This is a genomic window from Gemmobacter aquatilis, assembly GCF_900110025.1.
Lineage (GTDB): Bacteria > Pseudomonadota > Alphaproteobacteria > Rhodobacterales > Rhodobacteraceae > Gemmobacter > Gemmobacter aquatilis.
Genome location: NZ_FOCE01000001.1, coordinates 558,678 through 582,556, shown reverse-complemented (window position 1 = coordinate 582,556; position 23,879 = coordinate 558,678). Strand labels below are relative to the sequence as shown.

The following is a 23,879-nucleotide window of genomic DNA, read 5'->3' as shown; positions in this document are numbered from 1 at the left end:
GGGGTAATGTATCGTGCACGATAGAATCTTGAGCGACTAAAGGAGGGTTCCATGGTCAAGGAAGTGGTCTATCGCACGGTGGCGGAAGCGAAGGGCGGCGGGCGCAACGGCGCCTCGGCCACGCTGGACGGGGCGCTGGCCGTCACGCTGAGCGTGCCGAAAGAGATGGGCGGCGAGGGCAAGGGCAACAATCCCGAGCAGTTGTTCGCGGTGGGCTATGCCGCCTGCTATCTGGGGGCGCTGCGCTTTGCGGCCAGCAACGAGAAGATCGGCGAGGTGCCGGCGGATGCCACGGTGCAGGCGCAGGTGGGCATCGGCCCGCGTGCCGAGGGTGGCTTTGGCATCGCGGTGACGCTGAAGGTGCATCTGCCGGGGGTGGAGCGTGCGCTGGCCGAGCGGATGGTGGAGCGCGGGCATTTCATTTGCCCCTATTCCAACGCGATCAAGGGCAATGTGCATGTGGTGACGATTCTCGACTGAGGATCGTGGCGATTGACAGATGGCCCTGCTTGGGGCTATCGGGCGGCAGGGGCCGGGGCCCCCGCCGCCTGCAGGCCATTGGCCGTGGTGAAGCCCCCTGTGACACCCATCCGCTGATCCTTGAGCAGCCGGGACGCGTTGGCAATGCAGGCACCAGCACAGACGCCCGGCGGTTCTGAAGGGAACGCAAGATGACGGGTATTCTGCCGACACGGGACGGGGCAAAAGCGCAGGCCAAGGCGTTGCGCGCGGCGATGCAGGCCGAAGGGCGCGACATCAGCCATGGCGAGGCGCTGGAGCTGATCGCAAAAAGCCACGGATTGAAAGACTGGAACACGCTGAGTGCCGCGATTGGCAACGGGCCACAGGCGCCGGTGGCGCTGGGGCAGATTGTTGGCGGGCGCTATCTGAAGCAGCGCTTCGTGGCCGAGGTGCTTGGCGTGGTGGAACTGTCTGCGGGCCGCTATGAGGTCACGTTGCATTTTGCAGAGGCTGTCGATGTGGTGACCTTCGACAGCTTTTCCAACTTTCGCAGCCGGGTGACCAAGGTTGTCGGGCCGGGGGGCCGCTCGTTCGATGCCACATCGGACGGGGTACCGCATCTGGTGCTGGATCTGTAAGAAAAAGGCCCCCGAACCGGGGGCCTTTTGTTTGGCGATCAGGCGCGCACCAGCGCCTCGTATTCGGTGGCGATGTCGCGGGTCAGGGCGCCGACCTCGAACGTGTAATCGCCGATCTGGCCCACCGGGGTGACCTCGGCGGCGGTGCCGGTCAGCCAGCATTGTTCGAAATCGGCCAGTTCTTCCGGCAGGATATAGCGTTCGTGGACGGTGATGCCCTTGGCGCGCAGCATCCCGATCACGGTTTGCCGGGTGATGCCGTTCAGGATCGCATCCGGGTTGGGCGTATGCACCTCGCCGTCCTTGACGAAGAAGATGTTGGCGCCGGTCGCTTCGGCCACATAGCCGCGATAGTCGAAGAACAGCGCGTCAGAGCAGCCCTTGGCCATGGCGGCGTGTTTCGACATGGTGCAGATCATGTAGAGTCCGGCGGCCTTGGCGGCGGTGGGGATGGTTTCGGGCGAGGGCCGCTTCCACTTGGCGATGTCGAGTTTCGCGCCCTTGAACTTGGCGTCGCCGTAATAGGCGCCCCAGGTCCAGCAGGCGATGGCGACGCGCACCGGGTTGCCCAGCGAGGCCACGCCCATTTCATCGCCCGCGCCGCGGAAGGCCAGCGCACGCACATAGGCATCGGTCAGGCCATTGGCGGCCAGCACTTCATCCTTGGCGGCGTTGAGCTGTTCGACGGTATAGGGGATCGGCATGTCCAGCAGTTCGCCCGATTTCAGCAGGCGGGCGGAATGTTCGGTGGATTTGAAGATCTTGCCGTTGTAGCAGCGCTCGCCCTCGAACACCGACGAGGCGTAATGCAGCGCATGGGTCAGGATATGGACCTTGGCATCGCGCCAGTCCACCAGTTTGCCATCCATCCAGATCTTGCCGTCGCGGTCATCATAGCCAGCCATCGAATCCTCCTGGGCTTTTGCGAATGTTGCGCAGGAATTGGCCGTATCGGGCATAAAGTTGCGCAAAATCTGCGCTTCGCTAACAGTTGCGTCTTGGAAAGTCAACAAGGCTGACGTAAATTCGCGGCAAGCGAGGGAGGCCGACATGAGCGAGCCGGGGGTCGGGGGCGAAAGCCTGCTGTTTCTGACGGATGAGCAGTTACGCAAGGGCATCGAGGCGATGTTCTTTGCCTATCGCGGCTTTACCGCCGATCCCGACCGGATTCTGGACGGGATGGATTATGGGCGGGCGCATCACCGGGCGATCCATTTCATCCACCGCACGCCGGGAACGACGGTGAACAATCTGCTGAACATTCTGGGGGTGACGAAGCAAAGCCTGAACCGGGTGTTGCGCACGCTGGTCGAGGATGGGCTGGTGGAAAGCCGCGTCGGGCGCGAGGACAAGCGCGAGCGGCATCTGTTTCTGACCCCGCGCGGGGCGGAGCTGGAGCGGGCGCTGTCGGATGCGCAGCGGGCGCGGATGCGGGCGGCCTATCGCGCGGCGGGGCCGCAGGCGGTGCAGGGGTTCCGGCAGGTGCTGGAGGCGATGATGGACCCCGATCTGCGCCGCCAGTTCCAGAGCCAGAAGGAGAGCGGCGCATGAACGATCTGCAGGCGCATCTTCTTGTGGTGGATGATGACGAGCGTATCCGGGGGCTGTTGCAGAAGTTCCTGATGCGCAACGGCTTTCTGGTGACGATTGCGCGCGATGCGGCGCAGGCGCGGCGCTTGCTGGCGGGTTTGGATTTCGATCTGATCGTGCTGGATGTGATGATGCCGGGCGAGACGGGCATACAGTTGACCCGCGATCTGCGCGCCAAGCTGGCGGTGCCGATCCTGCTTTTGACCGCCAAGGGCGAGACGGTGAACCGGATCGAGGGGCTGGAAGCGGGGGCGGATGATTACCTTGTGAAGCCGTTCGAGCCGAAAGAGTTGCTGCTGCGGATCAATGCGATCCTGCGGCGGGTGCCGGCGGCGCGGCCGGCCGAGGCGGGGCCGAAGGTGCTGCATCTGGGCGGTGTGCGCTATGACATGGAGCGGGGCGAGTTGTGGCGCGGTGCCGAGTCGGTGCGGCTGACCGCGACCGAGGCGCAGTTGATGCGGCTGCTGGCGGCGCAGCCGGGCGAGCCGGTCAGCCGCGAGCGGCTGGTGGGCGATCTCGGCTCGGGCGACGAGGATGGCGGCGACAAGGCGCAGGAGCGGGCGGTGGATGTGCAGATCACCCGGCTGCGCCGCAAGATCGAGGCCGATCCGCGCCAGCCGCGCTATCTGCAGACGGTGCGCGGCGCGGGGTATATGCTGCAGCCCGATTGACCGGGGCTTAGGGCCGGTTAAGCTGCGCCGCTGCCGGGAGGGCAGGGAAGCAATGGGTTCGACACGATGAAAATGATATTGGCCGGGGCGGTTGCGCTGCTGGCAACGGGTGTGGCTGTGCAGGCGCAAGAGTTGCAGGGCTTCGATCAGGTGGCGGGATGGGATGTCCTTGTCGATCCGACGCTGGACAATGGCTGTCTGATCAATGCGGAATTCGAGGATGGTTCGGATGTGCGCATCGGGTTCGACATGCGCGGGCCGACCGGATACATCCATGCCGCCAATGACGGCTGGGGCGATATCGTCGAGGGGCAGAGCTATCCGGTGAGCTTCAGTCTGGATGGCGAAGTGTATCAGGGCGAGGGCGAGGGGTTGTATATCGACGGCCTGCCGGGCGTGGATATCGAATTCGACAGCATCGATTTTCTGATGGACATCGCCCAGAAGCAGACGATGGAGCTTTCCAGCGAAAGCGGGCCGGTGATGACGATCGACCTGACCGGCTCGGCGGTGGCGCTGGCGCGGGCGGTGGAATGTCAGGACGCGCAGGGCTGAGGCTGGCGCGGGGCGGCGGGTGCGGACGGGGGGCTGTCTGCCCCCCGGACCCCCCGAGGATATTTCTGAACAGAAAATGGGGTTGAGGCGCAGGGGGGCGGGGCATGACGGTGCTGTTCACGCATGAGGAGTGTCTGGCGCATCGCGAGCCGCCGGGCCACCCGGAGCAGGCGGCGCGGCTGGTGGCGGTGGCGCGGGCTTTGGAGGGCGTGCCGCTGGACCGTCGGAATGCGCCACTGGCCGCGCGGGACGAGCTGTTGCGCTGCCACCCCGAGGCCTATGTGGCGCGGGTGGAGCGGGCGGTGCCGGGATCGGGCTGGGCGCAACTGGATGGCGATACCTATCTGGCGCCGGGGTCTTTGACCGCCGCCTTGCGCGCGGTGGGCGGGGTTTGCGCGGCGGTGGATGCGGTGCTGGCGGGCGAGGATCGCACGGCCTTCGTGGCCTGCCGTCCGCCGGGGCATCATGCCGAGGCGGCGCGGGCGATGGGGTTCTGCCTGTTCGGATCGGTGGCCATCGGGGCGAAGCGGGCGCTGGATCATCACGGGCTGGCGCGGGTGGCGGTGCTGGATTTCGACGTGCATCACGGCAATGGCACGCAGGATCTGTTGTGGAACGAGGGGCGGGCGATGTTCGTCTCGTCGCATCAGATGCCGCTGTATCCGGGCAGCGGGGCGGCGTCGGAGGTGGGGGCGCAGGGGCAGGTGATCAATCTGCCGCTGCGACCGGGATCAGGCGGGGCGGAGATGCGGGCCGCCTGGCAGGGCGCGCTGGCGCGGGTGGAGGCTTTTGCGCCGCAACTGGTGCTGGTGAGTGCCGGGTTCGATGCCCATGCCGATGATCCGCTGGCGGGGCTGGACTGGCAGGTGGCGGATTTCGCTTGGCTGACCGGCGCGATCTGCGATCTGGCGGATCGCTGTTGCGGCGGGCGGGTGGTATCCGTGCTGGAGGGCGGTTATGATCTGGCCGCGCTGGCGGCCTGTGTCGCCGCCCATGTGGATGTTTTGCGGAGAGACCGATGAGCGAGAAACCGATTGCCGAGATGAGCTTTGAAGAGGCGATGGGCGCGCTGGAGGCGGTGGTCACGCAGCTGGAACGCGGCGAGGTGGCGCTGGAGCAGAGCATCGCGCTGTATGAGCGTGGCGCGGCGTTGAAGGCGCATTGCGCGGCCAAGCTGAAGGATGCCGAGGAAAAGGTGGAACTGATCCGCGCGCAGGAAGGCCGCGCTGTCGGCACGACCCCTGTGGAGGGGCTGTGAGCTTTTCTGACCTGTTGAAAGCCGATGCAGCACTGGTGCAGGCGCGGCTGGACGCGGCGCTGGCCCTGCGTGCCGAGGTGCCGGTGGTGCAGGCGATGCGCTATGCGGTGCAGGGCGGCAAGCGGCTGCGGGCGTTTCTGGTGCTGGAATCGGCGCGGCTGCATGGCATTTCGCCCGAGGCGGCGGTGAGTGCGGCGGCGGCGGTGGAGGCATTGCACGCCTATAGCCTTGTGCATGACGATCTGCCCTGCATGGATGACGATGACCTGCGGCGCGGCTTGCCGACGGTGCATGTGACATGGGACGAGGCGACGGCGGTTCTGGCGGGCGATGCGCTGCAGACGCTGGCGTTTGAATTGCTCTGTGACCCCGTTCTGGGCAAGGCAGAGCGGCGGCTGGCGCTGGTGGCGGGGCTGGCGCAGGCCAGCGGCGCCGAGGGCATGGTGCTGGGGCAGGCGCTGGACATTGCGGCGGAAACCGCCGACGCGCCGCTGACCCTGCCGGAAATCACCCGGTTGCAGGCGGGCAAGACCGGCGCGCTGATCTGCTTTTCCGCCGAGGTGGGGGCGATTCTGGCTGGGGCCGACCGGGCGCCGCTGCGCGCCTATGCGACGGCGCTGGGGCTTGCCTTCCAGATTGCCGATGACATTCTGGATGTGGAGGGCGACGCGGCGGCAGTTGGCAAGCGGGTCGGCAAGGATGCCGAGGCGGGCAAGGCCACCTTCGTGTCGTTGCTGGGCCTCGACGGGGCGAAAAGCCGCGCAGCCGCGCTGATTGACGAGGCGGAAGCGGCGCTGATCCCTTATGGTGCGCGGGCTGCCGCCTTGATCGACGCGGCGCGCTTCGTTATCTCGCGCCAAAGCTGATACCCCGAGGAGGGGCCATGACCAACCGACCCAAGACCCCGGTGCTGGACCGGGTGCATCTGCCCGCCGACATGAAGGCGCTGTCAGACCGCGAATTGCGGCTGCTGGCCGATGAATTGCGTGCCGAGACGATTTCCGCCGTGTCGGTGACCGGCGGGCATCTGGGCGCCGGGTTGGGGGTGGTGGAACTGACGGTGGCGCTGCACGCGGTGTTCGATGCGCCGCGCGACAAGATCATCTGGGATGTCGGGCACCAGTGTTACCCCCACAAGATCCTGACCGGGCGGCGTGACCGTATCCGCACCCTGCGGATGGAGGGCGGGCTGTCGGGCTTCACCAAACGGTCGGAAAGCCCCTATGACCCGTTCGGGGCGGCGCATAGCTCCACCTCGATCTCGGCCGCGCTGGGCTTCAAGGTGGCGGCCGATCTGGGCGGTGACCCCGGCGATGCGATTGCGGTGATCGGCGACGGGTCGATGAGCGCGGGCATGGCGTTCGAGGCGATGAACAATGCCGGGCATCTGAAGAAACGGCTGTTCGTGATCCTGAACGACAACGAGATGAGCATTGCGCCGCCCGTTGGCGCGCTGTCATCCTATCTGAGCCGCCTTTACGCGGGCGCGCCGTTTCAAGAGCTGAAGGCGGCGGCGAAGGGCGCGGTGAGCCTGCTGCCGGAACCGTTTCAGGAAGGCGCGCGGCGGGCGAAGGAAATGCTCAAGGGCATGACCGTCGGCGGCACCTTGTTCGAGGAGCTGGGGTTTTCTTACGTCGGGCCGGTGGATGGGCACGATCTGGACCAGTTGCTGCCGGTGCTGCGCACGGCGAAGGCGCGGGCGACCGGGCCGATCCTGATCCATGTGATCACGAAAAAGGGCAAGGGCTATGCCCCCGCCGAAGCGGCGCGCGACAGGGGCCATGCCACGGCGAAGTTCGATGTGCTGACCGGCGAGCAGCAAAAGGCGAAAAGCAACGCGCCCAGCTATACCAAGGTTTTCGCGCAAAGCCTGATTGCCGAGGCGGCGCGGGATGACAGGATCGTGGCGGTGACGGCGGCGATGCCGGACGGCACCGGGCTGAACCTGTTCGCCGAACGCTTCCCTCGCCGCTGTTTCGATGTGGGCATTGCGGAACAACACGCGGTGACCTTCAGCGCCGGGCTGGCGGCGGGGGGCCTCAAACCGTTCTGCGCGCTCTATTCCACCTTCCTGCAGCGCGGCTACGATCAGGTCGTGCATGACGTGGCGATCCAGCGGCTGCCGGTGCGCTTTGCCATTGATCGCGCCGGGCTGGTGGGGGCCGATGGCGCCACGCATGCGGGGGCGTTCGACGTGGCCTTCATGGCCAATCTGCCGGGCATGGTGGTGATGGCGGCGGCGGACGAGGCGGAGCTGGTGCATATGGTTGCCACCGCCGCTGCCTATGACGAAGGCCCCAGCGCCTTCCGCTTTCCGCGCGGCGATGGTGTGGGGGTGGAACTGCCGGAACGCGGTGTGCCGCTGGAGATCGGCAAGGGCCGGGTGGTGCGCGAGGGCAGCCGCGTGGCGCTGCTGTCCTTTGGCACGCGGCTGGCCGAGGTTCTGGTGGCGACCGAGGCGCTGGCGGCGCGCGGCATCGCCTGCACCGTGGCCGATGCGCGCTTTGCCAAACCGCTGGACCGCGCGCTGATCCTGCAACTGGCGCGGCACCACGAGGCGCTGATCTGCATCGAGGAAGGCGCCGTCGGCGGCTTTGGCAGCCATGTGGCGCAATTGCTGGCGGATGAGGGCGTGTTCGACCACGGGCTGAAGTTCCGCTCGATGGTGCTGCCCGACACGTTCATCGATCAGGCCAGCCCCGAGGCGATGTATGCCGTGGCCGGGATGAACGCGCCGCAGATCGAGGCGAAGGTGCTGGAAGCGCTGGGCGTCGCGGTGGTGGGGTTGCGGGCGTAGGGGGGCCGGTTGAACCCGCCCCCTGCCCGAGCAGGCCGCGATTAGCGATCCGGGCAGGCCTGCCCTGTGTGGGGGGTGCTTGTTTTGCAGGAGAGATATGGCTGGACTTTCGATGTGGTCGGGGTGGTGGCGTGGAGTGCCCGAAACGGACAAGATAACCACCGACTACCCTACCGCTAGAACGGCGATCATTGCTCCTGGGAAACAAGTCAACGTATAACCCTGTGGTCGCCCTCACCTCGGGAAGGTCGGGTTGCGCGGTAGGGGTGTAGGCCCTAGCATGATGCAACCCATTGTAGGTGCATCATGCCAACGGATCTTAAATCAGCATCCTTGTTAGAAATTTCGCAAGAACTCACCCGCTTCAATTATGAGTTGCGCGGGCTTTTTCGCTGCCCAACATGTCTTTGCGATTATCCAATTAATAGTAAAGAAATTACTGAGGAACATATTATTCCAGACTCAAACGGTGGAAGGATAACGACATTCCTTTGCAAGAAGTGCAACAGTTTGTTTGGCCACAAGCAAACGAGGTGGCTTTCTGATTGGATTGAGTTGAGTGAGAGCAATACACCATTTCATGTTGATCCAAAGAAGCAGCGCGCGCAGTTGATGGCCAGCGGTCTAAAACTTAATGGCGTGATCAAGATCGCAGAAGATGGGGCTATAGAGTTTCAAGCTGACAAAAAAAGATCAAACCCAATTGATTTTGAGGCGTATTGGAGCCGCCCAAAGTCATCCGAGATTACTATCAAAATGCAGGTGTCAGTTTTTGGTAATGAAAACTCGCTTAGGGTAGGATTCCTAACCGCAGCCTACGGACTCTGGTTTAAGAATTTCGGCTATTCATTTGTTCTGCAATCGTCTCTAAACGTCGTCCGGCAACAAATTTTGAATCCAGAGACTGACATAATGAACTGGAATTATCTGATTGAAATGCCGGCAAGAGAGATTGCCAATCCGTGCATTGGCCTAATGCGTTTCGGAGTTGATTATTTTCCGATTGCGCTGATCTATGACCAATTGGTCATTTTACCTTCTCCAAAGCGACCCCATCCATCAAGCACGTCACCTTCGAAAATGTCCAAGAAGGTCATCGGCTTTGCCGAAGCGATCGCCTCGCGGTATCAGCATCGTTGCGTCGGTCCTGCCGTGCTGATCTGCGACGGGCAAGAAGTCATCAATCCTGATCTGATCCCAAACGCAACTATTCCCCCTCAGTACAGTTGGGTTGATCGTTGGGACTGATGCGCTCCCACCCCAACCGCCCACCACCCCCAAAAACAAAAAGCCGCCCCGGAGGGCGGCCTCTGTCTTGCGCAGCACCTGCGATCAGGCGTTGACGCTGTCTTTCAGCGCTTTGGCGATGGTGAATTTCACCTGTTTGTCGGCCGGTTTGGTCACGGTTTCGCCGGTGGCCGGGTTGCGGACCTGACGCTCGGGGCGCTCGCGGCAGACGACCTTGCCCAGACCCGGCAGGGTGACGGCGCCGCCGGTGGCGACTTCGCGGGCCACGACCGAGGCGATGGCGTCCAGCGCGGTGCCGGCCAGTTTCTTGTCGGCGCCCATGGCTTCGGCAAGCGCTGCCACCAGTTGGGTCTTGGTCATCGGTTTGGACATGTCCTGTTCCTTATTCTTGTCCCGCGGACTCGCGGGGTGGCTCTGCCCCCGCAAGGGCAACATGGGCCGTGCTACACAGGGTTTTGCGGCGGATTTCAAGCCCCGATCGCCTGTTTGCGCGGCGTTTTGCCGTGTGGGAAACGCGGCTCAGAGGAATGCGGTTTCCTCGAAGCTGCGCAATTTGCGGCTGTGGATGCGTTCCACCGGCATCTCGCGCAGCGACTCCATCGCGTGGATGCCGATCAGCAGATGGCGCGCGACCTGCGTCTTGTAGAAATCGGTCGCCATGCCGGGCAGCTTCAACTCGCCATGCAGCGGCTTGTCGGACACGCAGAGCAGCGTGCCGTAGGGCACCCGGAAGCGGAAGCCGTTGGCGGCGATGGTGGCGCTTTCCATATCCAGCGCGATGGCGCGCGATTGTGACAGCCGCTGCACCGGTCCGGACTGATCGCGCAGTTCCCAGTTGCGGTTGTCGATGGTGGCGACGGTGCCGGTGCGCATGATGCGTTTGAGCTCGTAGCCCTCCAACTGCGTCACCGCCTCGACCGCGTCTTCCAGCGCGATCTGGATTTCGGCCAGCGCGGGGATCGGCACCCAGATCGGCAGGTCGTCATCCAGAACGTGGTCTTCGCGCAAATAGGCGTGGGCGAGGCAGAAATCGCCCAGCGACTGCGAGTTGCGCAGGCCCGCGCAGTGCCCGACCATCAGCCAGGCATGGGGGCGCAGCACGGCGATATGGTCGGTTGCCGTCTTGGCGTTGGACGGGCCGACGCCGATATTGACCAGCGTGATGCCCTGCCCGTCGGCGCGTTTGAGGTGATAGGTCGGCATCTGCGGCATCTTGGGGAAGACCGGCAAAGCCTCGTCAGGGGTGGTGATCTGGTGATTGCCGGGCGCGACGAAGGCCACATAGCCCGAGGCCGGATCGGCCAGAACCTTGCGGGCATAGGCCTCGAACTCGTCCACATAGAACTGGTAGTTGGTGAACAGGACGTGGTTCTGGAAATGCTCGGGCTGGGTGGCGGTGTAATGCGACAGGCGGGCCAGCGAGTAATCGACGCGCTGCGCGGTGAAGGGGGCGAGCGGGCGCGAGCCGTCGGGATATTCGATCAACTGACCGTTCACGATGTCGTCATTGGTGGTCGAAAGGTCCGGCACGTCGAACACGTCGCGCAGCGGGAAATCCAGCACGCCTTCTTGCGGCACGGTGATGCCCGGGCGGTTTGCCACGGCGAAATGGATCGGGATCGGGGTTTCCGACGGGCCGATCTGCACGGGGACGCCGTGGTTGTGGATCAGCAAGGTGATCTGCTGGATCAGGTAGTTGCGGAACAGATCGGGGCGGGTGATCGTGGTGACATAGGTGCCGGGCTGCGCCACATGGCCGAAGCTGAGCCGCGAGTCGGTCTTGGCGAAGCTGGTCGTGGTAAAGCGGATTTCCGGGTAATAGGCGCGCACGCGGGCTTCGGGCCGGATGCCGGAAATCACTGCGTTGAACTGTTGCGACAGAAAGCCGATTGCCTCGGCATACAGCGATTCCAGCCGGGCAACGGCGGCGGCGGCATCGGTGAAACTGTCATGCGCCGCATCGGACGGCGTGAGATAGGATTGCGAGATCTGGGTCACGTTCTTTTCCATTTTTTCATCGCCTGTTCTGCACCCGGAGCGCTGGGCAAATCAAGCCTTGCGTGACAGCGCTAACGGGGTGGCATCACGGGCGGATGACGCGGCTTGCATCGCGGCGGCAGCGCCGCGACAATGGGGCAAAACAGACGGGGCGGCATGACACAGGTTCTTCTTTCGCTTGGCCATGGCTATTCGGCGCAGGCCTTGGCGGCGCGGCTGCGCCCGCAGGGCTGGCGCATCATCGGCACCACGCGATCCGCCGAAAAGGCGGAGCGGTTGCGCGCACAGGGGGGGGAGCCGCTGATCTGGCCGGGCGACGACCTTGGCCCGGCGCTGGTGCAGGCCGATGCGGTGCTGCTGTCCATCGCACCTGATGCGGCGGGCGACCCGGTGTTCAATGCCCATGCGGCGCAGATCGCGGCGGCCCGGCCCGGCTGGATCGGCTATCTGTCCACCACCGGGGTCTATGGCGACCATGGCGGCGGCTGGGTGGATGAGGATACGCCGCTGACCCCCGGCACCCGGCGCGGGGAACAGCGGGTGCTGGCGGAACGGCAATGGCAGGGGCTGGCGGCGGCGCAGGACCTGCCGCTGCATATCTTCCGGCTGGCAGGGATCTACGGGCCGGGGCGCGGGCCGTTTTCCAAGGTGCGCGACGGCACGGCGCGGCGGATCATCAAGCCCGGCCAGATATTCTCGCGCATTCATGTGGAGGATATTGCGCAGGTGCTGGACGCCTCGATCCAGCGGCCCGATCCGGGGGCGATCTACAACGTCTGCGATGAAGACCCGACGCCGCCCGAGGATGTGCTGGCCCATGCGGCGGAATTGCTGGGTTTGCCGATTCCCCCCGCGATTCCGATCGACGCGGCCGAGATGAACCCGATGCAGCGCAGCTTCTATGCCGAAAGCAAACGGGTGCGGAATGAGCGGTTGGCCCGCGATCTGGGCGTTAAGCTGCGCTATCCGAGTTACCGTGAGGGGTTGGCGGCGCTGCTGGCCGCCGAGTGACTTGCGGCGGCTTGTCGCTGCGGTGCAGAATTGCTATGGCGCGGCCTTTGTCAGCCGCAGCGGGGTCCGCATGTCCTATGTTCTGAAACTCGCCATTGGCAGCATCGTCGTGGGCATCGTGGTACTGGGGCTGAAGGCGCTGGCCTGGTGGATGACCGGCTCTGTCGCGCTGCTGTCGGATGCGCTGGAAAGCACGGTGAATGTGGCCACGGCGATTGCGGCGCTGCTGGCGATCCGCGTGGCGGCGCTGCCGGCGGATGCGAACCACCCCTATGGCCACCACAAGGCGGAGTTCTTCAGCGCGATTCTGGAAGGGGTGATGATCATCATCGCCGCGATGCTGATCCTGAACGAAGCGTGGCAGGGCATGATGGCGCCGAAAGTGCTGCAGGCGCCGCTGGAAGGGCTGCTGGTCAACGGTCTGGCCAGCGTGATCAATGCGGGCTGGTGCTGGGTGCTGATTTCGCGGGGGCGGCGGCATCGTTCGCCTGCGCTGGTGGCCGATGGGCGGCATCTGCTGTCGGATGTCGTGTCTTCGGTCGGGGTGACCTTCGGGGTGCTGATCGCCATTGTCAGCGGCTGGGCCTTGCTGGACCCGCTGATGGCAGGGCTGGTGGCACTGAACATCCTGTGGTCCGGCTGGAAGGTGATGCGGGAATCGATGAGCGGGCTGCTGGATGAATCGGTGCCGGAAGACACGCTGGTACAGGTGCGCGCGATCATCGCCACCGAGGCGGTGGGCGCGGTGGAGGCGCATGACCTGCGCACCCGCCATGCGGGCAGCGCCACTTTCATCGAGTTTCATCTGGTGGTGCCGGGCGAGTTGACCGTTTCGGCCTCGCACGAGATCTGTGACCGGATCGAGGCCAAGCTGCGCCAGAAGGTGTCCGATTGCGTCGTGACGATCCATGTGGAACCCGAACACAAGGCGAAACACGCGGGGATCGTGGTGTTGTGACCGGCGGTCGGGCGCTTGTCGTCACGGCTGCTCTTGCGGGCGGCCCCGTGCGCGCCTAGCTGTTAGGGGGCCTGCAGCGGAGAGCGCGCGATGACCCCCGACGAGACTGACCGCGAGCTTGCGGCACCGGCCGAAAACCTGCCCGCCCTGCCCCCGAAAGTGCCGCGCTTTTCTGGCCTGCTGCGCCAGATCGCCGAGGCGCATGAGGACGAGCGGATGACGGTGGGCGATCTGCTGCGCGCGATGGAGGGGCGGGCCAGTGCCGCGCTGCTGTTCATCTTTGCCTTTCCCAATATCCTGCCCTCGCCCCCCGGTCTGGCTGCCGTGCTGGGGCTGCCGCTGATCTATCTGTCCACCCAGATGATGATGGGGCGCGACCCTTGGTTGCCGCAGTTCATCGCCGGGCGATCCATGTCGCGCGAGGCGTTCCGCAATGTGGTGTTGCGCGCCGCCCCGGTGCTGGACCGGGCGGAGCGGCTGTTGCGCCAACGCTGGTGGCCGCTGGTGACGCCGGCCATGGTGCGGGTGATGGGCTTTGTCTGCCTGTTGCTGGCCTTGCTGCTGTCGCTGCCGGTGCCGCTGGGCAATCTGATGCCCGCCACGGCGATCTGTGTCATCGCGCTGGCGCTGCTGGAGCGGGATGGCGTCTGGATCACGCTGGGGCTGGGGATGACCGTGGCCGCCTTCGGCTGGGTGGGCGGGATCGGCTATGGGCTGATCAAATCGGCGATCTATGTGGTGATCAACGCCTTCTGAGCGTCGCTGCGGTGATGGACATTCCGGCGCCCCGCCGTCACGGTGGCCGCAACTTGCGGGAAGGGGCCGGACGCGATGGATCTGCGGGCACTTGGGATGGGGCTGGCCTTTGCCCTGATCTGGTCATCGGCCTATGCCACGGCGCGGGTGATCGTGACCGATGCGCCGCCGCTGCTGGCACTGGCGATCCGGTTCAGCCTGTCGGGCGCGCTGGCGCTGGCGGTGGGGATCGCGCTGGGGCAAAGCCTGCGGCTGACCCGGGCGCAATGGCGGGCGACGCTGATCTTCGGCTTTTGCCAGAACGCGGTTTACCTTGGCCTGAATTTCGTGGCGATGCAGTGGATCGAAGCCTCGCTGGCGGCGATCATCGCATCGACCATGCCGCTGCTGGTGGCGACGCTGGGCTGGGCGTTTTTCAAGGAACGCATCCGCCCGCTGGGCATAGCCGGGCTGGTGCTGGGCTTTGCCGGGGTGGCGGTGATCATGGCGGCGCGGATGCAGGGCGGGGCGGCGCCGCTGGGGCTGGCGCTGTGTCTGGTGGCGGCTTTTGCGCTGGCGCTGGCGACGCTGATGCTGCGCGGGGCGGCCTCGGGGGGCAATCTGTGGATTGTGGTGGGGTTGCAGATGTGGGTCGGCGCGGTGGTGCTGGGTGTGGCCACGGCGCTGCTGGAGCCGTGGCAGATCCGCCTGTCGCCGCACTGGGTTGCGGCCATGGCCTATCAGATCGTCATGCCGGGGATCGTGGCGACCTTGCTGTGGTTCGGGCTGGTGCGACGGATCGGGGCGGTGAAAGCCGCGACCTTCCACTTCCTCAACCCGTTTTTCGGCGTGGTGATCGCCGCCCTGCTGCTGGGCGAGGCGATCCGGCTGACCGACATGATCGGCGTGGCCATCGTGATGGCGGGCATCCTGGCGGTGCAATTGTCGCGCCAGGTGCCCGCCTGACGGTCAGGCCGCGAGCAAGGCCTGATCGCGCGCCTTGGCGACCGCCGTTGCCGGGCGGGCCTGACAGCGCGCCACCCAATCGCGGATCAGCGGATCATCGGGCGTCGCTTCGGGGAACCAGGCGAAGGGCGAATGCATCAGAAGATCGGCGGCGGAATAGTGATCGCCCAGCAGCCAGGGGCCTTTGGCCAGCGCAGCGTGCAGCCGCGCCGCCAGTTCCGCCGGGCCGCGCCAGGTGGCGGTGAACATCGGGTGATCCACCCCGGCGCTGGCACAGATCAGCACCGGCTCCACCACCGCAGAATAGTAGAACAGCCAGGTCAGATAGTCGCCCCGCCGCGGATCGCCCGGTTTTGGCGCAAGGCCGCTGTCGGGGAACAGGGCGGTCAGATACAGGAAGATCGCCGGGGTTTCGGAGATCAGCGTGCCGTCGTGATCAAGCAGCGGCACCTTGCCGTCGGGGTGCGGGTTGGCCGGATCGCGCGTGCCCGACCCATCGAACCGGCGGATGGAGACGGCCTTGATGGTCACTTCGTCGGTGATCCCCAGCTCTTCGATCAGGGTCAGCACGCGGGTCGAGCGGGAAATCGGGCTGTGGTAGAGCGTGAGCATCTGGGCTTCCTTTGCTTTCCGTGTGGCTCTGGTATGCTGCACCCCTGCTGCCAGAACCTGTCAGGATGCCATGGGAAAGCCCGACCGCCTGTTTCGCCTGCTGGATGCGCTGCGCCGTCTGCCGCAGCCGGTGACGGCGGCGCGGCTGGCGGCCGAGATGGAGGTTTCGCCCCGCACGCTGTATCGCGACATGGCCAGCCTGCGCGCGGGCGGGGCCTTGATCGAGGGCGAGGCAGGGCTGGGCTATACGCTGCGCGAAGACCCGGCGCTGCCGCCACAGATGTTCACAAGGCTGGAGGTGGAGGCGCTGATGCTGGGTCTGGCCGAGGTGCGCATGGCGGGGGATGCCGCGCTGGCCCGGGCTGCCGAGATGGCGGGGGCCAAGATTGTGGCCAGCCTGCCGGAACGGGTGCAGCGGCAGGCGATCCATGCGGCGCAAGAGGTCTATCGGTTTGACCGGCGCGTGGCGCCGCCGCATCTGGGCCTGCTGCGCGAGGCGGTGTGGGAAGAGCGGGCCGTCGATCTGCGCTATCGCGACACTGCCGGGCAGGAGTCAGCGCGGCGAATCTGGCCGCTGTCGATCGTCTGGCTGGACCGTTCGCTGATGCTGCTGGCCTGGTGCTGCCTGCGGCAGGATTTCCGCCGCTTCAAGCTGGAGAGCATGGCGGCGGTGACGGTCAGCGACGAGAGCTTTCGCCCCCGCCGCGTGGCCCTGCTGCGCGAGTTTCACCGACAGTTGCGCGGTGGTTAGCCGATCTGGCCGCGCAATCCGCCGGTCTGGCCGCGATCCAGCAGCAGGTGATCCAGAATCACGCAGGCCATCATCGCCTCGCCCACCGGCACGGCGCGGATGCCGACGCAGGGGTCGTGGCGGCCCTTGGTGATCAGGTCCACTTCCTCGCCCGCCGTGGTGATGGTCTGGCGCGGGGTGAGGATGGAGGAGGTGGGTTTCACCGCGAAGCGCACCACCACATCCTGCCCGGTGGAAATGCCGCCCAGAATGCCGCCCGCATGGTTCGACAGAAATTCCGGCCCGTTCGGCCCCATACGGATTTCGTCGGCATTCTCGACGCCGGTCAGGGTGGCGGCCTCCATCCCCTCGCCGATCTCTACCGCTTTCACGGCGTTGATCGACATCATGGCGGCGGCCAGATCGCTGTCGAGTTTGGCATAGATCGGCGCGCCAAGCCCTGCGGGCACACCCGAGGCCGTGACCTCGATCACCGCGCCGACCGAGTTATGGGCCTTGCGCAGATCGTCGAGATAGACCGCCCAGTCGGCTGCGGCGCTGGCATCGGGGCACCAGAACGGGTTCTGGTCGATCTGGGTGGCATCAAAGCGGGCGCGGTCGATCTTGTGCGGGCCGATCTGCACCATGTAGCCGGTGATCTTCAGCCCCGGCACCAGTTGCGCCAGCACGGCGCGTGCCACGCCGCCCGCCGCGACCCGGGCCGCCGTTTCGCGGGCCGAGGATCGCCCGCCGCCGCGATAATCGCGCAGGCCGTATTTCTGGTGATAGGTGATGTCGGCATGGCCGGGGCGGAAGGCGCGGGCAATCTCGCCATAGTCCTTCGAGCGCTGGTCGGTGTTTTCGATCATCAACTGGATCGGCGTGCCGGTGCTGACGCCTTCAAACGTGCCCGACAGGATCTTCACCGCGTCGGGTTCCTGCCGCTGGGTGGTGAACTTGTTCTGCCCCGGTTTGCGCCGGTCCAGCCAGTGCTGCAGCGCGTCAGAGTCGATGGTCACGCCGGGCGGGCAGCCGTCCACGGTGGCGCCAAGTGCCGGCCCGTGGCTTTCGCCCCAGGTGGTGACGCGGAACAGGTGACCGAAGGTGTTGAAGCTCATGGCGCGGCACTCCTTTGCGGCTCTGTCCTTACTGGAAGGCGGGCAGCGGATAAACCCGTTTTCTAACGCCCGGACCGGCGAGGGGGCGCTGCCCCCGTCGCGCGCTGCGCGACTCCCCCGGAGTATTTTTGCCAGGATGAAGGGGAAGGCCCATCCTTTCATCCTGGCAAAAATACTCACTGTAACCGCAGGCCCAGGCGCCAGGCCGGAAGGGGTTCCCTCTTGCGCCCGGGTGGTATTCGCTTATGGTCGCTGGCACCTCGGGGTGCTCGGATGAGCTGAGATGCGAAAGCGGACCCGTTGAACCTGAACCGGTTAAGACCGGCGGAGGGAAGGTGTGGCCACTTGTGGCTTGCTCCATCTCCGCCCGTCGCAGATGGAGGATGAGATGAAATCACCGATGTTTGCTGCGGGTTTCCTGTGTGCGGCCACCATGGCGCAGGCGGAAACCCCGGTGTTGCATGTGCTGACCTATGACAGTTTCGTCAGCGAATGGGGGCCGGGCCCGGCCATCGAAAAGGCGTTCGAGGCCGAATGTGGCTGCGATCTGGTGTTCACCCCGGCGGGGGATGGCGCGGCGCTGCTGGCGCGGCTGCAACTGGAAGGCGCCAAGTCCGAGGCCGATGTGGTGCTGGGGCTGGATACCAACCTGACGGCGGCGGCGCGGGCGACCGGGCTGTTTGTGCCCCATGCCGGTGCCCCGAAGCTGGATCTGCCGGTCGCTTGGGAGGATGCCGATTTCCTGCCCTATGACTGGGGCTATTTCGCCTTCGTGCACAACAAGACGCTGGCGGCGCCGACGGATTTCAAGGCGCTGGCGGCATCTGATCTGAAGATCGTGATTCAGGACCCGCGCTCCTCGACCCCCGGTCTGGGGCTGCTGATGTGGGTGAAGGCGGCGTATGGCGATCAGGGGGCGCAGGTCTGGGCTGATCTGGCCGACAATATCGTGACCGTGACCCCCGGCTGGTCCGAGGCTTACGGCATGTTTCTGGAAGGCGAGGCCGACATGGTGCTGAGCTATACCACCTCGCCCGCCTATCACCTGATCGCCGAACAGGATGACAGCAAGGCGGCGGCGGTGTTCACCGAGGGCAATTACCTGCAGGTCGAGGTGATGGGCAAGCTGAAGGCGACCGATCAGCCGGATCTGGCGGATCGGTTCATGGCCTTCATGCTGGGCGACGCGGCGCAAGAGGTGCTGCCGGTGACCAACTGGATGTATCCGGCCAAGGTGCCTGCGGCGGGTCTGCCCAAGGGGTTCGAGACGCTGGCGCAGCCGGTGAAATCCTTGTTGCTGGGCGCGGATGAGGCCGAGGCGGCGCGCGGCCCGGCGCTGGAAGAATGGCGCGCGGCGCTGGCGCGCTGACGGCGCGGATCACGGCGGCGGCTCTGGCATTCGTGACGCTGGGGCCGCTGGCGGTGGTGATGGCGCAGGCGGGCAGCGGCGGCATTGGTGCTGCCGACTGGGCGGCGCTGCGCTTCACGCTGTGGCAGGCGGCGTGGTCGGCGGTGGCCTCGGTGGTCTGTGCGGTGCCTTTGGCGCGGGCGCTGGCGCGGCGGCGCTTTGCCGGGCGCAGCCTGCTGATTTCGGCGCTGGGGGCGCCGTTTCTTTTGCCGGTGATCGTGGCGGTGCTGGGGCTGCTGGCGGTGTTTGGCCGGGCGGGGGTGGTGAATGTGGGGCTGCGCGCTTTGGGTTTGCCCGAAGTGTCGATCTTCGGGCTGGGCGGCGTGGTGCTGGCCCATGTGTTTCTGAACATGCCTTTGGCGACGCGGATGATCCTGCAGGGCTGGCAGGCTGTGCCGGGCGAGCGGTTGCGGCTGGCCGAAAGCCTTGGCTTTGGCCCGCGCGAGATCTGGCGGCATATCGAGGTGCCGATGCTGCGCGATGTGCTGCCGGGGGCGCTGCTGGCGGTGTTCGCCATTTGCCTGACGAGTTTCGCGGTGGTGCTGGTGCTGGGTGGTGGGCCGGGCGCCACGACGGTGGAACTGGCGATCTATCAGGCGGTGCGGTTCGAGTTTGATCTGGGCAAGGCGGCGCTGCTGGCGGTGCTGCAGGTGCTGGCCTGCGGGGTGGCCGTGGGGCTGGCCGGGCTGTTCACCGTGCCGGGCGGCTTTGGCGCGGGGCTGGACCGGGCGGTGGGGTTGCCGCAGCCGGGCGGCTGGCGGCGGGTGTGCGATGCGGTGGTGATTGCGCTGGCGGCGGGGTTCATCGCCGGGCCGTTGCTGGCGGTGGTCTGGCGCGGGGCGCCGGGGCTGCTGGCCTTGCCGGGGTCGGTGTGGCCGGCGCTGGCGGCCTCGGTGCTGATCGCGGTGCTGGCGGCACCTTTGGCGGTGGGGGGCGCGCTGGCGCTGGCGCTGGGGCGGGCGCAGGGGCTGCGGTTGGTGGAGCCGGTGGCGATGCTGCCGATGGCGGGATCGTCGCTGGTGCTGGGGACCGGGCTGTTTTTGCTGGTGTTTCCCTGGGTGTCACCGGCCACGGTGGCGCTGCCGGTTACGGTGCTGGTCACGGCGGTGATGGCGCTGCCCTTCGCCTATCGCATATTACTGCCCGAGGCGCGGGCGCTGGTGGCGGATTACGGGCGGCTGGCGGCCTCGCTCGGGTTGCAGGGCTGGCCCGCGTTGCGGTTGCTGGTGGTGCCGCGGTTGCGGCGGGCGCTGGGGTTTGCGCTGGGGCTGGTGGCGGCGCTGGCGGTGGGAGATCTGGGCGTGATCGCGCTGTTTGCGGCGGAACGCGGGGCGACGCTGCCGCTGGTCATCCAGCGGTTGATGGGCGCCTACCGGATGGAGGCGGCGGCAGGGGCGGCGTTGCTGCTGGTGGCGGCGGCCTTTGCGGTGTTCTGGATCTGTGACCGATGGGGGCGTGGACATGCTGACGCTTGAGGGCCTGCGGGTGGTGCAGGACGATTTTCAGCTAGGCGCCGACTGGTCGGTGGGCGCAGGCGAGCGGGTGGCGGTGATCGGGCCTTCGGGGGCCGGGAAATCGACGCTGCTGGGGGCGATTGCCGGGTTTGTGCCGCTGACCTCGGGCGCCATTCGCTGGCAGGGCGCGCGGATCGACGGGCTGGCGCCGGGCGCGCGGCCCTTGTCGATGTTGTTTCAGGATCAGAACCTTTTCCCGCATCTGAGCGTGGCGCAGAACCTTGGGCTGGGGCTTGACCCCTCGCTGCGGCGGGTGGATTGGGCGGCGGTCGAGACGGCGCTGGAACGGGTGGGGCTGGCGGGGCTTGGCGCCCGGCGTCCGGGGCAGTTGTCGGGCGGGCAGGCCAGCCGGGCGGCATTGGCGCGGGCCTTGCTGCGGGCGCGGCCCGTGCTGCTGCTGGACGAGCCCTTTGCCGCGCTGGGACCGGCGCTGAAGGCCGAGATGCTGGCGCTGGTGGAGGAGCTTGCGGGCGCGGCACTGGTGCTGATGGTGACGCATGACCCGACGGATGCGCAGCGCTTTGCCGGGCGGACGGTGCTGGTGGCCGATGGCGTGGCGGCCCCGCCGGTGGAGACGGCGGCGCTGTTTGCCAACCCGCCTGCGGCGCTGGCGGCCTATCTGGGGTAGGCCCCCGAATTTTCTGCGAAAATTCGCCCCCCCGGGAAGATGCGAATTTTCTGCGAAAATTCAGATCGGGAAAAGAAAAAGCCCCGCCGATTGGCGGGGCTTTCTGTTGTCTGCCGCTGATTGGATCAGGCGGTTTTCTTGCCCTTCACCGCAGCCCAGATGCGCTTGTTGGTGAGGTAGAGCAGGACGGAAAGCAGGCCGAGGAACAGCACGGCGACGAAGCCCATATGCTTGCGGGCCATGAGCTTCGGCTCGGCGGTCCACATCAGGAAGGCGGTCACGTCTTCGGCCAGATGCTCCACATCGTTGGGCGAGCCGTCGGCGAAGGTCACCAGACCATCCGACAGCGGCGCAGGCATCTTGATCCAGCCGGTGGAGAAGGCGTGGTTCTCGTAGAAGGTGGACCCCGCTTCTTCCTTTTCCTCGCCCGAATAGCCGGTGAGCAGGGCGTGGATATATTCCGGCCCGCCGATGCCATTGACCAACTGGCTGATGCCGGTGCCATAGGGGCCATGGAACCCGGCGCGGGCCTTGGCCATCAGGCTGAGATCCGGGGCACCCGCATCGACATTGGCGGGGAACTTGTCCGAAGGCGTGGCCTCGCGGTCTTCGCCGGTGTCTTTGTCGACCACGGTGAAGTTCTTGGCATAGGCGCGCACCTGATCTTCGGGCAGCTGCGGGCCACCTTCATCAGACAGCGTGCGGATCGGCACGAATTTCAGGCCGTGGCAGGCGGCGCAGACCTCGGTATAGACCTGCAGGCCGCGCTGAAGCTGTGCCTTGTCAAAGGTGCCGAAAGGGCCTTCGAACGAGAATGCGAAATCCTCGATATGGGCGGTTTCAGCGGCAAGTGCGGCGCCGGACATCAGCCCGAGGGCAGAGACGGCGCTGATTACGAATTTCCGAAACATGTCGGTCAGTTCCTTTCTCTCACTCGGCCGCGGTGGGGTAATGGGCCTTGAAGTCTTCCTCGATCGTTGCCGGGATCGGCAGCGGTTTTTCGATCACGCCCAGAAGCGGCAGGATCACGAGGAAATAGGCGAACCAGTAAGCCGAAGCGATCAGCGAGATGTAGGGGTAGATCCCGTCGGTCGGCATGGCGCCCACCCACATCAGCACGACGAAGTCGATGGCGAGCAGCGCGAACCACCATTTGAACATCGGGCGGTATTTGCCCGACCGCACCGACGAGGTGTCGAGCCACGGCGCCAGCGCCATCACGGCGATCGCACCGAACATGGCCAGCACGCCGAAGAACTTGGCGTCGACGATGCCGAAGGTGACGAAGTTCACCAGTTGCACCACCCACACGTCAGCGGTGAAGGCGCGCAGGATCGCGTAGAACGGCAGGAAGTACCATTCCGGCACGATATGCGCAGGCGTCGAAAGCGGGTTCGCTTCAAGATAGTTGTCGGGGTGGCCGAGGTAGTTCGGCATGAAGCCGACGATGGCAAAGAACACCGCCAGAATCACGGCCAGCGCGAACAGGTCTTTCATCACGAAATAGGGGAAGAACGGCACGGTGTCCTTCTTCGCCTCTTCTTTCGAGGTGCGGCGCACTTCGACACCCGTCGGGTTGTTGTTGCCCGTGGTGTGGAAGGCCCAGATGTGCACGGCAACCAGCGCCGCGATCACGAAGGGCAGCAGGTAGTGCAGCGAGAAGAAGCGGTTCAGGGTGGCATTGTCCACCGCCGGCCCGCCGAGCAGCCAGGCCTGGATATCCGGGCCGATGCCGGGGATCGCGCCGAACAGGCCGGTGATCACCGTGGCGCCCCAGAAGGACATCTGGCCCCAGGGCAGCACATAGCCCATGAACGCGGTGCCCATCATGCACAGATAGATGATCATGCCCACGATCCAGGTCACTTCGCGGGGCGCTTTATACGACCCGTAGTAGAGACCGCGGAAGATGTGCAGGTAGACGGCGACAAAGAACAGCGAGGCGCCATTGGCGTGCAGGTAACGGATGGCAAAGCCGCCGTTCACGTCACGCATGATATGTTCGACCGAGGCGAAGGCCAGATCGACATGCGGCGTGTAGTGCATCACCAGCACGATGCCGGTGACGATCTGCAGCGCGAGGCAGAAGGTCAGGATGATGCCCCAGATCCACATCCAGTTGAGATTCTTGGGGGTTGGGATCATCAGGGTGTCATAAAGCAGCCCGACGATGGGAAGACGCTTGTGGAGCCATTGCTCGATGCCCGTCTTGGGCTCGTAATGGTCGTGCGGAATACCGGCCATCTGGTCTCTCCCTCAGCCCAGCTTGATGGTGTTTGCGTCGGTGAACTGCGCCACCGGCACGTCGAGGTTGCGCGGGGCAGGGCCCTTGCGGATGCGGCCTGCGGTATCGTAGTGCGACCCGTGGCAGGGGCAGAACCAGCCCCCGAAATCACCGGCGCCATCGCCCAGCGGCACGCAGCCGAGGTGGGTACACACGCCCAGCATCACCAGCCATTCGCCCGCTTCATCCAGCGTGCGGTTGGCATCGGAGGCATCGGCATCCGGCTTGTTGGCGTTTTCGCCCTTGGCATCCACAAGCTCGGTCAGTTGCACGGCACGAGCCGCTTCGATTTCCTGCGGGGTGCGGCGGCGGATGAAGACCGGCTTGCCGCGCCATTTGACGGTCAACTGGGTGCCCACGGCAACGCCCGACACATCGACAAAGATCGACGCAAGGGCGCGCACATCGGCAGAGGCGTTCATCTGATTGACCAGCGGCCAGACGGCGGCGCCGGCGGCGACTGCCCCGGCTCCGGCCGTGGCATAATACAGGAAATCCCTGCGGGTGCCTGCGTGATCTTCTGCGTGGGACACGAGATCTTCTCCCTCTCAAGGGCCGCCTCATGCGACCCATGCAAAATCCGGGCGGCGGTTTCCCGCTGCCTGACGGGCGGGTTTTAGCCAAGCGCCGCCGTCACGTCCAGCGGTCAAAGCCGCACAGGGCCTTGATGCAGGCGGTTTTGTCGGGGTGTGACCTTG

The 23,879-nt window shown here is 65.7% G+C and carries 26 protein-coding genes and 1 riboswitch; of the genes, 18 read left to right on the top strand and 8 right to left on the bottom strand.

All coding sequences use genetic code 11. The features are described from left to right. Positions 1 to 51: 51 nt before the first annotated feature. Entirely contained in the window at positions 52 to 480 is a 429-nt protein-coding gene (locus tag BMX43_RS02930) for an organic hydroperoxide resistance protein (RefSeq protein WP_091296473.1), read from the top strand. A gap of 191 nt (positions 481 to 671) precedes the next feature. After that, entirely contained in the window at positions 672 to 1,100 is a 429-nt protein-coding gene (locus tag BMX43_RS02925) for a glyoxalase superfamily protein (RefSeq protein ID WP_091296471.1), read from the top strand. A 38-nt stretch (positions 1,101 to 1,138) separates the two neighbouring features. Here the strand turns inward: BMX43_RS02925 and BMX43_RS02920 are convergent, their stop codons facing one another. Beyond that, positions 1,139 to 2,005, bottom strand: a complete 867-nt coding sequence (locus tag BMX43_RS02920) for a branched-chain amino acid aminotransferase (RefSeq protein ID WP_091297144.1) — start codon at positions 2,003 to 2,005, stop codon at positions 1,139 to 1,141. A gap of 145 nt (positions 2,006 to 2,150) precedes the next feature. Here BMX43_RS02920 and BMX43_RS02915 point away from each other — a divergent pair, with 145 nt between their 5' ends. From BMX43_RS02915 to BMX43_RS02880, 8 genes are all read left to right on the top strand, one after another. After that, a complete protein-coding gene (locus BMX43_RS02915; RefSeq protein WP_091296468.1) occupies positions 2,151 to 2,651 on the top strand; it encodes a MarR family winged helix-turn-helix transcriptional regulator in 501 nt (166 codons plus the stop codon). Beyond that, entirely contained in the window at positions 2,648 to 3,361 is a 714-nt protein-coding gene (locus BMX43_RS02910; protein WP_091296466.1) for a response regulator, read from the top strand. Before BMX43_RS02915 ends, BMX43_RS02910 begins: the two co-directional genes overlap by 4 nt. Positions 3,362 to 3,427: 66 nt before the next feature. Further along, the gene (locus BMX43_RS02905) at positions 3,428 to 3,916 is read left to right on the top strand and encodes a hypothetical protein (RefSeq protein WP_091296463.1); all 489 of its coding nucleotides are present in this window, start codon (positions 3,428 to 3,430) and stop codon (positions 3,914 to 3,916) included. 104 nt (positions 3,917 to 4,020) lie between these two features. After that, positions 4,021 to 4,938: a histone deacetylase family protein gene (locus BMX43_RS02900; protein ID WP_091296460.1), complete on the top strand. Its 918-nt coding sequence runs from the start codon at positions 4,021 to 4,023 to the stop codon at positions 4,936 to 4,938. After that, positions 4,935 to 5,174: an exodeoxyribonuclease VII small subunit gene (locus tag BMX43_RS02895; protein ID WP_091296457.1), complete on the top strand. Its 240-nt coding sequence runs from the start codon at positions 4,935 to 4,937 to the stop codon at positions 5,172 to 5,174. The genes BMX43_RS02900 and BMX43_RS02895 overlap by 4 nt, the downstream gene beginning before the upstream one ends. Continuing rightward, the gene (locus BMX43_RS02890) at positions 5,171 to 6,040 is read left to right on the top strand and encodes a polyprenyl synthetase family protein (RefSeq protein WP_091296455.1); all 870 of its coding nucleotides are present in this window, start codon (positions 5,171 to 5,173) and stop codon (positions 6,038 to 6,040) included. Before BMX43_RS02895 ends, BMX43_RS02890 begins: the two co-directional genes overlap by 4 nt. Before the next feature lie 17 nt (positions 6,041 to 6,057). Then, on the top strand, positions 6,058 to 7,971 hold the full coding sequence (gene dxs / locus BMX43_RS02885; RefSeq protein ID WP_091296452.1) for a 1-deoxy-D-xylulose-5-phosphate synthase: 1,914 nt from the start codon (positions 6,058 to 6,060) through the stop codon (positions 7,969 to 7,971). 306 nt (positions 7,972 to 8,277) lie between these two features. Continuing rightward, on the top strand, positions 8,278 to 9,219 hold the full coding sequence (locus BMX43_RS02880) for an HNH endonuclease (protein WP_091296450.1): 942 nt from the start codon (positions 8,278 to 8,280) through the stop codon (positions 9,217 to 9,219). Positions 9,220 to 9,303: 84 nt separating this feature from the next. Here BMX43_RS02880 and BMX43_RS02875 read toward each other — a convergent pair whose 3' ends face one another. Both BMX43_RS02875 and BMX43_RS02870 read right to left on the bottom strand, forming a co-directional pair. Further along, positions 9,304 to 9,591 carry an HU family DNA-binding protein gene (locus BMX43_RS02875; RefSeq protein ID WP_091297141.1) on the bottom strand — a complete coding sequence of 96 codons (288 nt, stop codon included), beginning with the start codon at positions 9,589 to 9,591 and terminating at the stop codon, positions 9,304 to 9,306. Between the two features lie 147 nt (positions 9,592 to 9,738). After that, positions 9,739 to 11,229 (bottom strand): AMP nucleosidase, encoded by a 1,491-nt coding sequence (locus BMX43_RS02870; RefSeq protein WP_091296447.1) that lies wholly within the window; start codon positions 11,227 to 11,229, stop codon positions 9,739 to 9,741. A 144-nt stretch (positions 11,230 to 11,373) separates the two neighbouring features. Between BMX43_RS02870 and BMX43_RS02865 the strand changes: the two genes are divergently transcribed. The 4 genes from BMX43_RS02865 (at position 11,374) to BMX43_RS02850 (ending at position 14,887) form a co-directional block, all read left to right on the top strand. Then, positions 11,374 to 12,228, top strand: coding sequence for an SDR family oxidoreductase (locus tag BMX43_RS02865; protein WP_091297139.1), 855 nt, complete (start codon positions 11,374 to 11,376; stop codon positions 12,226 to 12,228). Between the two features lie 70 nt (positions 12,229 to 12,298). Continuing rightward, on the top strand, positions 12,299 to 13,186 hold the full coding sequence (locus tag BMX43_RS02860) for a cation diffusion facilitator family transporter (RefSeq protein ID WP_091297136.1): 888 nt from the start codon (positions 12,299 to 12,301) through the stop codon (positions 13,184 to 13,186). 90 nt (positions 13,187 to 13,276) lie between these two features. Then, positions 13,277 to 13,942, top strand: coding sequence for an exopolysaccharide biosynthesis protein (locus BMX43_RS02855; RefSeq protein ID WP_091296445.1), 666 nt, complete (start codon positions 13,277 to 13,279; stop codon positions 13,940 to 13,942). Between the two features lie 75 nt (positions 13,943 to 14,017). Beyond that, positions 14,018 to 14,887: a DMT family transporter gene (locus tag BMX43_RS02850; RefSeq protein ID WP_091296442.1), complete on the top strand. Its 870-nt coding sequence runs from the start codon at positions 14,018 to 14,020 to the stop codon at positions 14,885 to 14,887. A gap of 3 nt (positions 14,888 to 14,890) precedes the next feature. Here the strand turns inward: BMX43_RS02850 and BMX43_RS02845 are convergent, their stop codons facing one another. After that, the gene (locus BMX43_RS02845) at positions 14,891 to 15,499 is read right to left on the bottom strand and encodes a glutathione S-transferase family protein (RefSeq protein ID WP_091296439.1); all 609 of its coding nucleotides are present in this window, start codon (positions 15,497 to 15,499) and stop codon (positions 14,891 to 14,893) included. Positions 15,500 to 15,569: 70 nt separating this feature from the next. On the opposite strand from BMX43_RS02845, the gene BMX43_RS02840 reads away from it, so the two are divergent. Further along, positions 15,570 to 16,250 (top strand): helix-turn-helix transcriptional regulator, encoded by a 681-nt coding sequence (locus BMX43_RS02840; RefSeq protein ID WP_091296437.1) that lies wholly within the window; start codon positions 15,570 to 15,572, stop codon positions 16,248 to 16,250. On the opposite strand, the gene aroC is transcribed toward BMX43_RS02840, so the two are convergent. Then, entirely contained in the window at positions 16,247 to 17,347 is a 1,101-nt protein-coding gene (gene aroC, locus BMX43_RS02835; protein ID WP_091296434.1) for a chorismate synthase, read from the bottom strand. The genes BMX43_RS02840 and aroC overlap by 4 nt on opposite strands. A 251-nt stretch (positions 17,348 to 17,598) precedes the next feature. Beyond that, positions 17,599 to 17,697: riboswitch (TPP riboswitch) on the top strand. Positions 17,698 to 17,735: 38 nt separating this feature from the next. Between aroC and thiB the strand changes: the two genes are divergently transcribed. The 3 genes from thiB to BMX43_RS02820 are packed head-to-tail and all read left to right on the top strand — an operon-like array spanning position 17,736 to position 20,897. Continuing rightward, on the top strand, positions 17,736 to 18,716 hold the full coding sequence (thiB, locus tag BMX43_RS02830; RefSeq protein WP_091297128.1) for a thiamine ABC transporter substrate binding subunit: 981 nt from the start codon (positions 17,736 to 17,738) through the stop codon (positions 18,714 to 18,716). Further along, on the top strand, positions 18,692 to 20,230 hold the full coding sequence (locus tag BMX43_RS02825) for an ABC transporter permease subunit (protein ID WP_091296432.1): 1,539 nt from the start codon (positions 18,692 to 18,694) through the stop codon (positions 20,228 to 20,230). Before thiB ends, BMX43_RS02825 begins: the two co-directional genes overlap by 25 nt. Further along, entirely contained in the window at positions 20,217 to 20,897 is a 681-nt protein-coding gene (locus tag BMX43_RS02820; RefSeq protein ID WP_091297132.1) for a thiamine ABC transporter ATP-binding protein, read from the top strand. The genes BMX43_RS02825 and BMX43_RS02820 overlap by 14 nt, the downstream gene beginning before the upstream one ends. Positions 20,898 to 21,022: 125 nt before the next feature. Here the strand turns inward: BMX43_RS02820 and BMX43_RS02815 are convergent, their stop codons facing one another. The 3 genes from BMX43_RS02815 to petA are packed head-to-tail and all read right to left on the bottom strand — an operon-like array spanning position 21,023 to position 23,714. Continuing rightward, positions 21,023 to 21,808 carry a cytochrome c1 gene (locus tag BMX43_RS02815; RefSeq protein WP_091296430.1) on the bottom strand — a complete coding sequence of 262 codons (786 nt, stop codon included), beginning with the start codon at positions 21,806 to 21,808 and terminating at the stop codon, positions 21,023 to 21,025. A 19-nt stretch (positions 21,809 to 21,827) separates the two neighbouring features. Next, positions 21,828 to 23,141 carry a cytochrome b gene (gene petB / locus BMX43_RS02810; RefSeq protein ID WP_091296428.1) on the bottom strand — a complete coding sequence of 438 codons (1,314 nt, stop codon included), beginning with the start codon at positions 23,139 to 23,141 and terminating at the stop codon, positions 21,828 to 21,830. Between the two features lie 12 nt (positions 23,142 to 23,153). After that, positions 23,154 to 23,714 carry a ubiquinol-cytochrome c reductase iron-sulfur subunit gene (gene petA, locus BMX43_RS02805; RefSeq protein WP_091296426.1) on the bottom strand — a complete coding sequence of 187 codons (561 nt, stop codon included), beginning with the start codon at positions 23,712 to 23,714 and terminating at the stop codon, positions 23,154 to 23,156. Positions 23,715 to 23,879 lie beyond the last annotated feature (165 nt).

What these genes read in the sequence shown, in the direction of transcription:
- BMX43_RS02930 (WP_091296473.1), top strand. Translation starts at nt 52, where the DNA reads ATGGTCAAGGAAGTGGTCTATCGCACGGTGGCGGAAGCGAAGGGCGGC.
- BMX43_RS02925 (WP_091296471.1), top strand. Translation starts at nt 672, where the DNA reads ATGACGGGTATTCTGCCGACACGGGACGGGGCAAAAGCGCAGGCCAAG.
- BMX43_RS02920 (WP_091297144.1), bottom strand. Translation starts at nt 2,005, where the DNA reads ATGGCTGGCTATGATGACCGCGACGGCAAGATCTGGATGGATGGCAAA.
- BMX43_RS02915 (WP_091296468.1), top strand. Translation starts at nt 2,151, where the DNA reads ATGAGCGAGCCGGGGGTCGGGGGCGAAAGCCTGCTGTTTCTGACGGAT.
- BMX43_RS02910 (WP_091296466.1), top strand. Translation starts at nt 2,648, where the DNA reads ATGAACGATCTGCAGGCGCATCTTCTTGTGGTGGATGATGACGAGCGT.
- BMX43_RS02905 (WP_091296463.1), top strand. Translation starts at nt 3,428, where the DNA reads ATGAAAATGATATTGGCCGGGGCGGTTGCGCTGCTGGCAACGGGTGTG.
- BMX43_RS02900 (WP_091296460.1), top strand. Translation starts at nt 4,021, where the DNA reads ATGACGGTGCTGTTCACGCATGAGGAGTGTCTGGCGCATCGCGAGCCG.
- BMX43_RS02895 (WP_091296457.1), top strand. Translation starts at nt 4,935, where the DNA reads ATGAGCGAGAAACCGATTGCCGAGATGAGCTTTGAAGAGGCGATGGGC.
- dxs (WP_091296452.1), top strand. Translation starts at nt 6,058, where the DNA reads ATGACCAACCGACCCAAGACCCCGGTGCTGGACCGGGTGCATCTGCCC.
- BMX43_RS02880 (WP_091296450.1), top strand. Translation starts at nt 8,278, where the DNA reads ATGCCAACGGATCTTAAATCAGCATCCTTGTTAGAAATTTCGCAAGAA.
- BMX43_RS02875 (WP_091297141.1), bottom strand. Translation starts at nt 9,591, where the DNA reads ATGTCCAAACCGATGACCAAGACCCAACTGGTGGCAGCGCTTGCCGAA.
- BMX43_RS02870 (WP_091296447.1), bottom strand. Translation starts at nt 11,229, where the DNA reads ATGGAAAAGAACGTGACCCAGATCTCGCAATCCTATCTCACGCCGTCC.
- BMX43_RS02865 (WP_091297139.1), top strand. Translation starts at nt 11,374, where the DNA reads ATGACACAGGTTCTTCTTTCGCTTGGCCATGGCTATTCGGCGCAGGCC.
- BMX43_RS02860 (WP_091297136.1), top strand. Translation starts at nt 12,299, where the DNA reads ATGTCCTATGTTCTGAAACTCGCCATTGGCAGCATCGTCGTGGGCATC.
- BMX43_RS02855 (WP_091296445.1), top strand. Translation starts at nt 13,277, where the DNA reads ATGACCCCCGACGAGACTGACCGCGAGCTTGCGGCACCGGCCGAAAAC.
- BMX43_RS02850 (WP_091296442.1), top strand. Translation starts at nt 14,018, where the DNA reads ATGGATCTGCGGGCACTTGGGATGGGGCTGGCCTTTGCCCTGATCTGG.
- BMX43_RS02845 (WP_091296439.1), bottom strand. Translation starts at nt 15,499, where the DNA reads ATGCTCACGCTCTACCACAGCCCGATTTCCCGCTCGACCCGCGTGCTG.
- BMX43_RS02840 (WP_091296437.1), top strand. Translation starts at nt 15,570, where the DNA reads ATGGGAAAGCCCGACCGCCTGTTTCGCCTGCTGGATGCGCTGCGCCGT.
- aroC (WP_091296434.1), bottom strand. Translation starts at nt 17,347, where the DNA reads ATGAGCTTCAACACCTTCGGTCACCTGTTCCGCGTCACCACCTGGGGC.
- thiB (WP_091297128.1), top strand. Translation starts at nt 17,736, where the DNA reads ATGAAATCACCGATGTTTGCTGCGGGTTTCCTGTGTGCGGCCACCATG.
- BMX43_RS02825 (WP_091296432.1), top strand. Translation starts at nt 18,692, where the DNA reads ATGGCGCGCGGCGCTGGCGCGCTGACGGCGCGGATCACGGCGGCGGCT.
- BMX43_RS02820 (WP_091297132.1), top strand. Translation starts at nt 20,217, where the DNA reads ATGCTGACGCTTGAGGGCCTGCGGGTGGTGCAGGACGATTTTCAGCTA.
- BMX43_RS02815 (WP_091296430.1), bottom strand. Translation starts at nt 21,808, where the DNA reads ATGTTTCGGAAATTCGTAATCAGCGCCGTCTCTGCCCTCGGGCTGATG.
- petB (WP_091296428.1), bottom strand. Translation starts at nt 23,141, where the DNA reads ATGGCCGGTATTCCGCACGACCATTACGAGCCCAAGACGGGCATCGAG.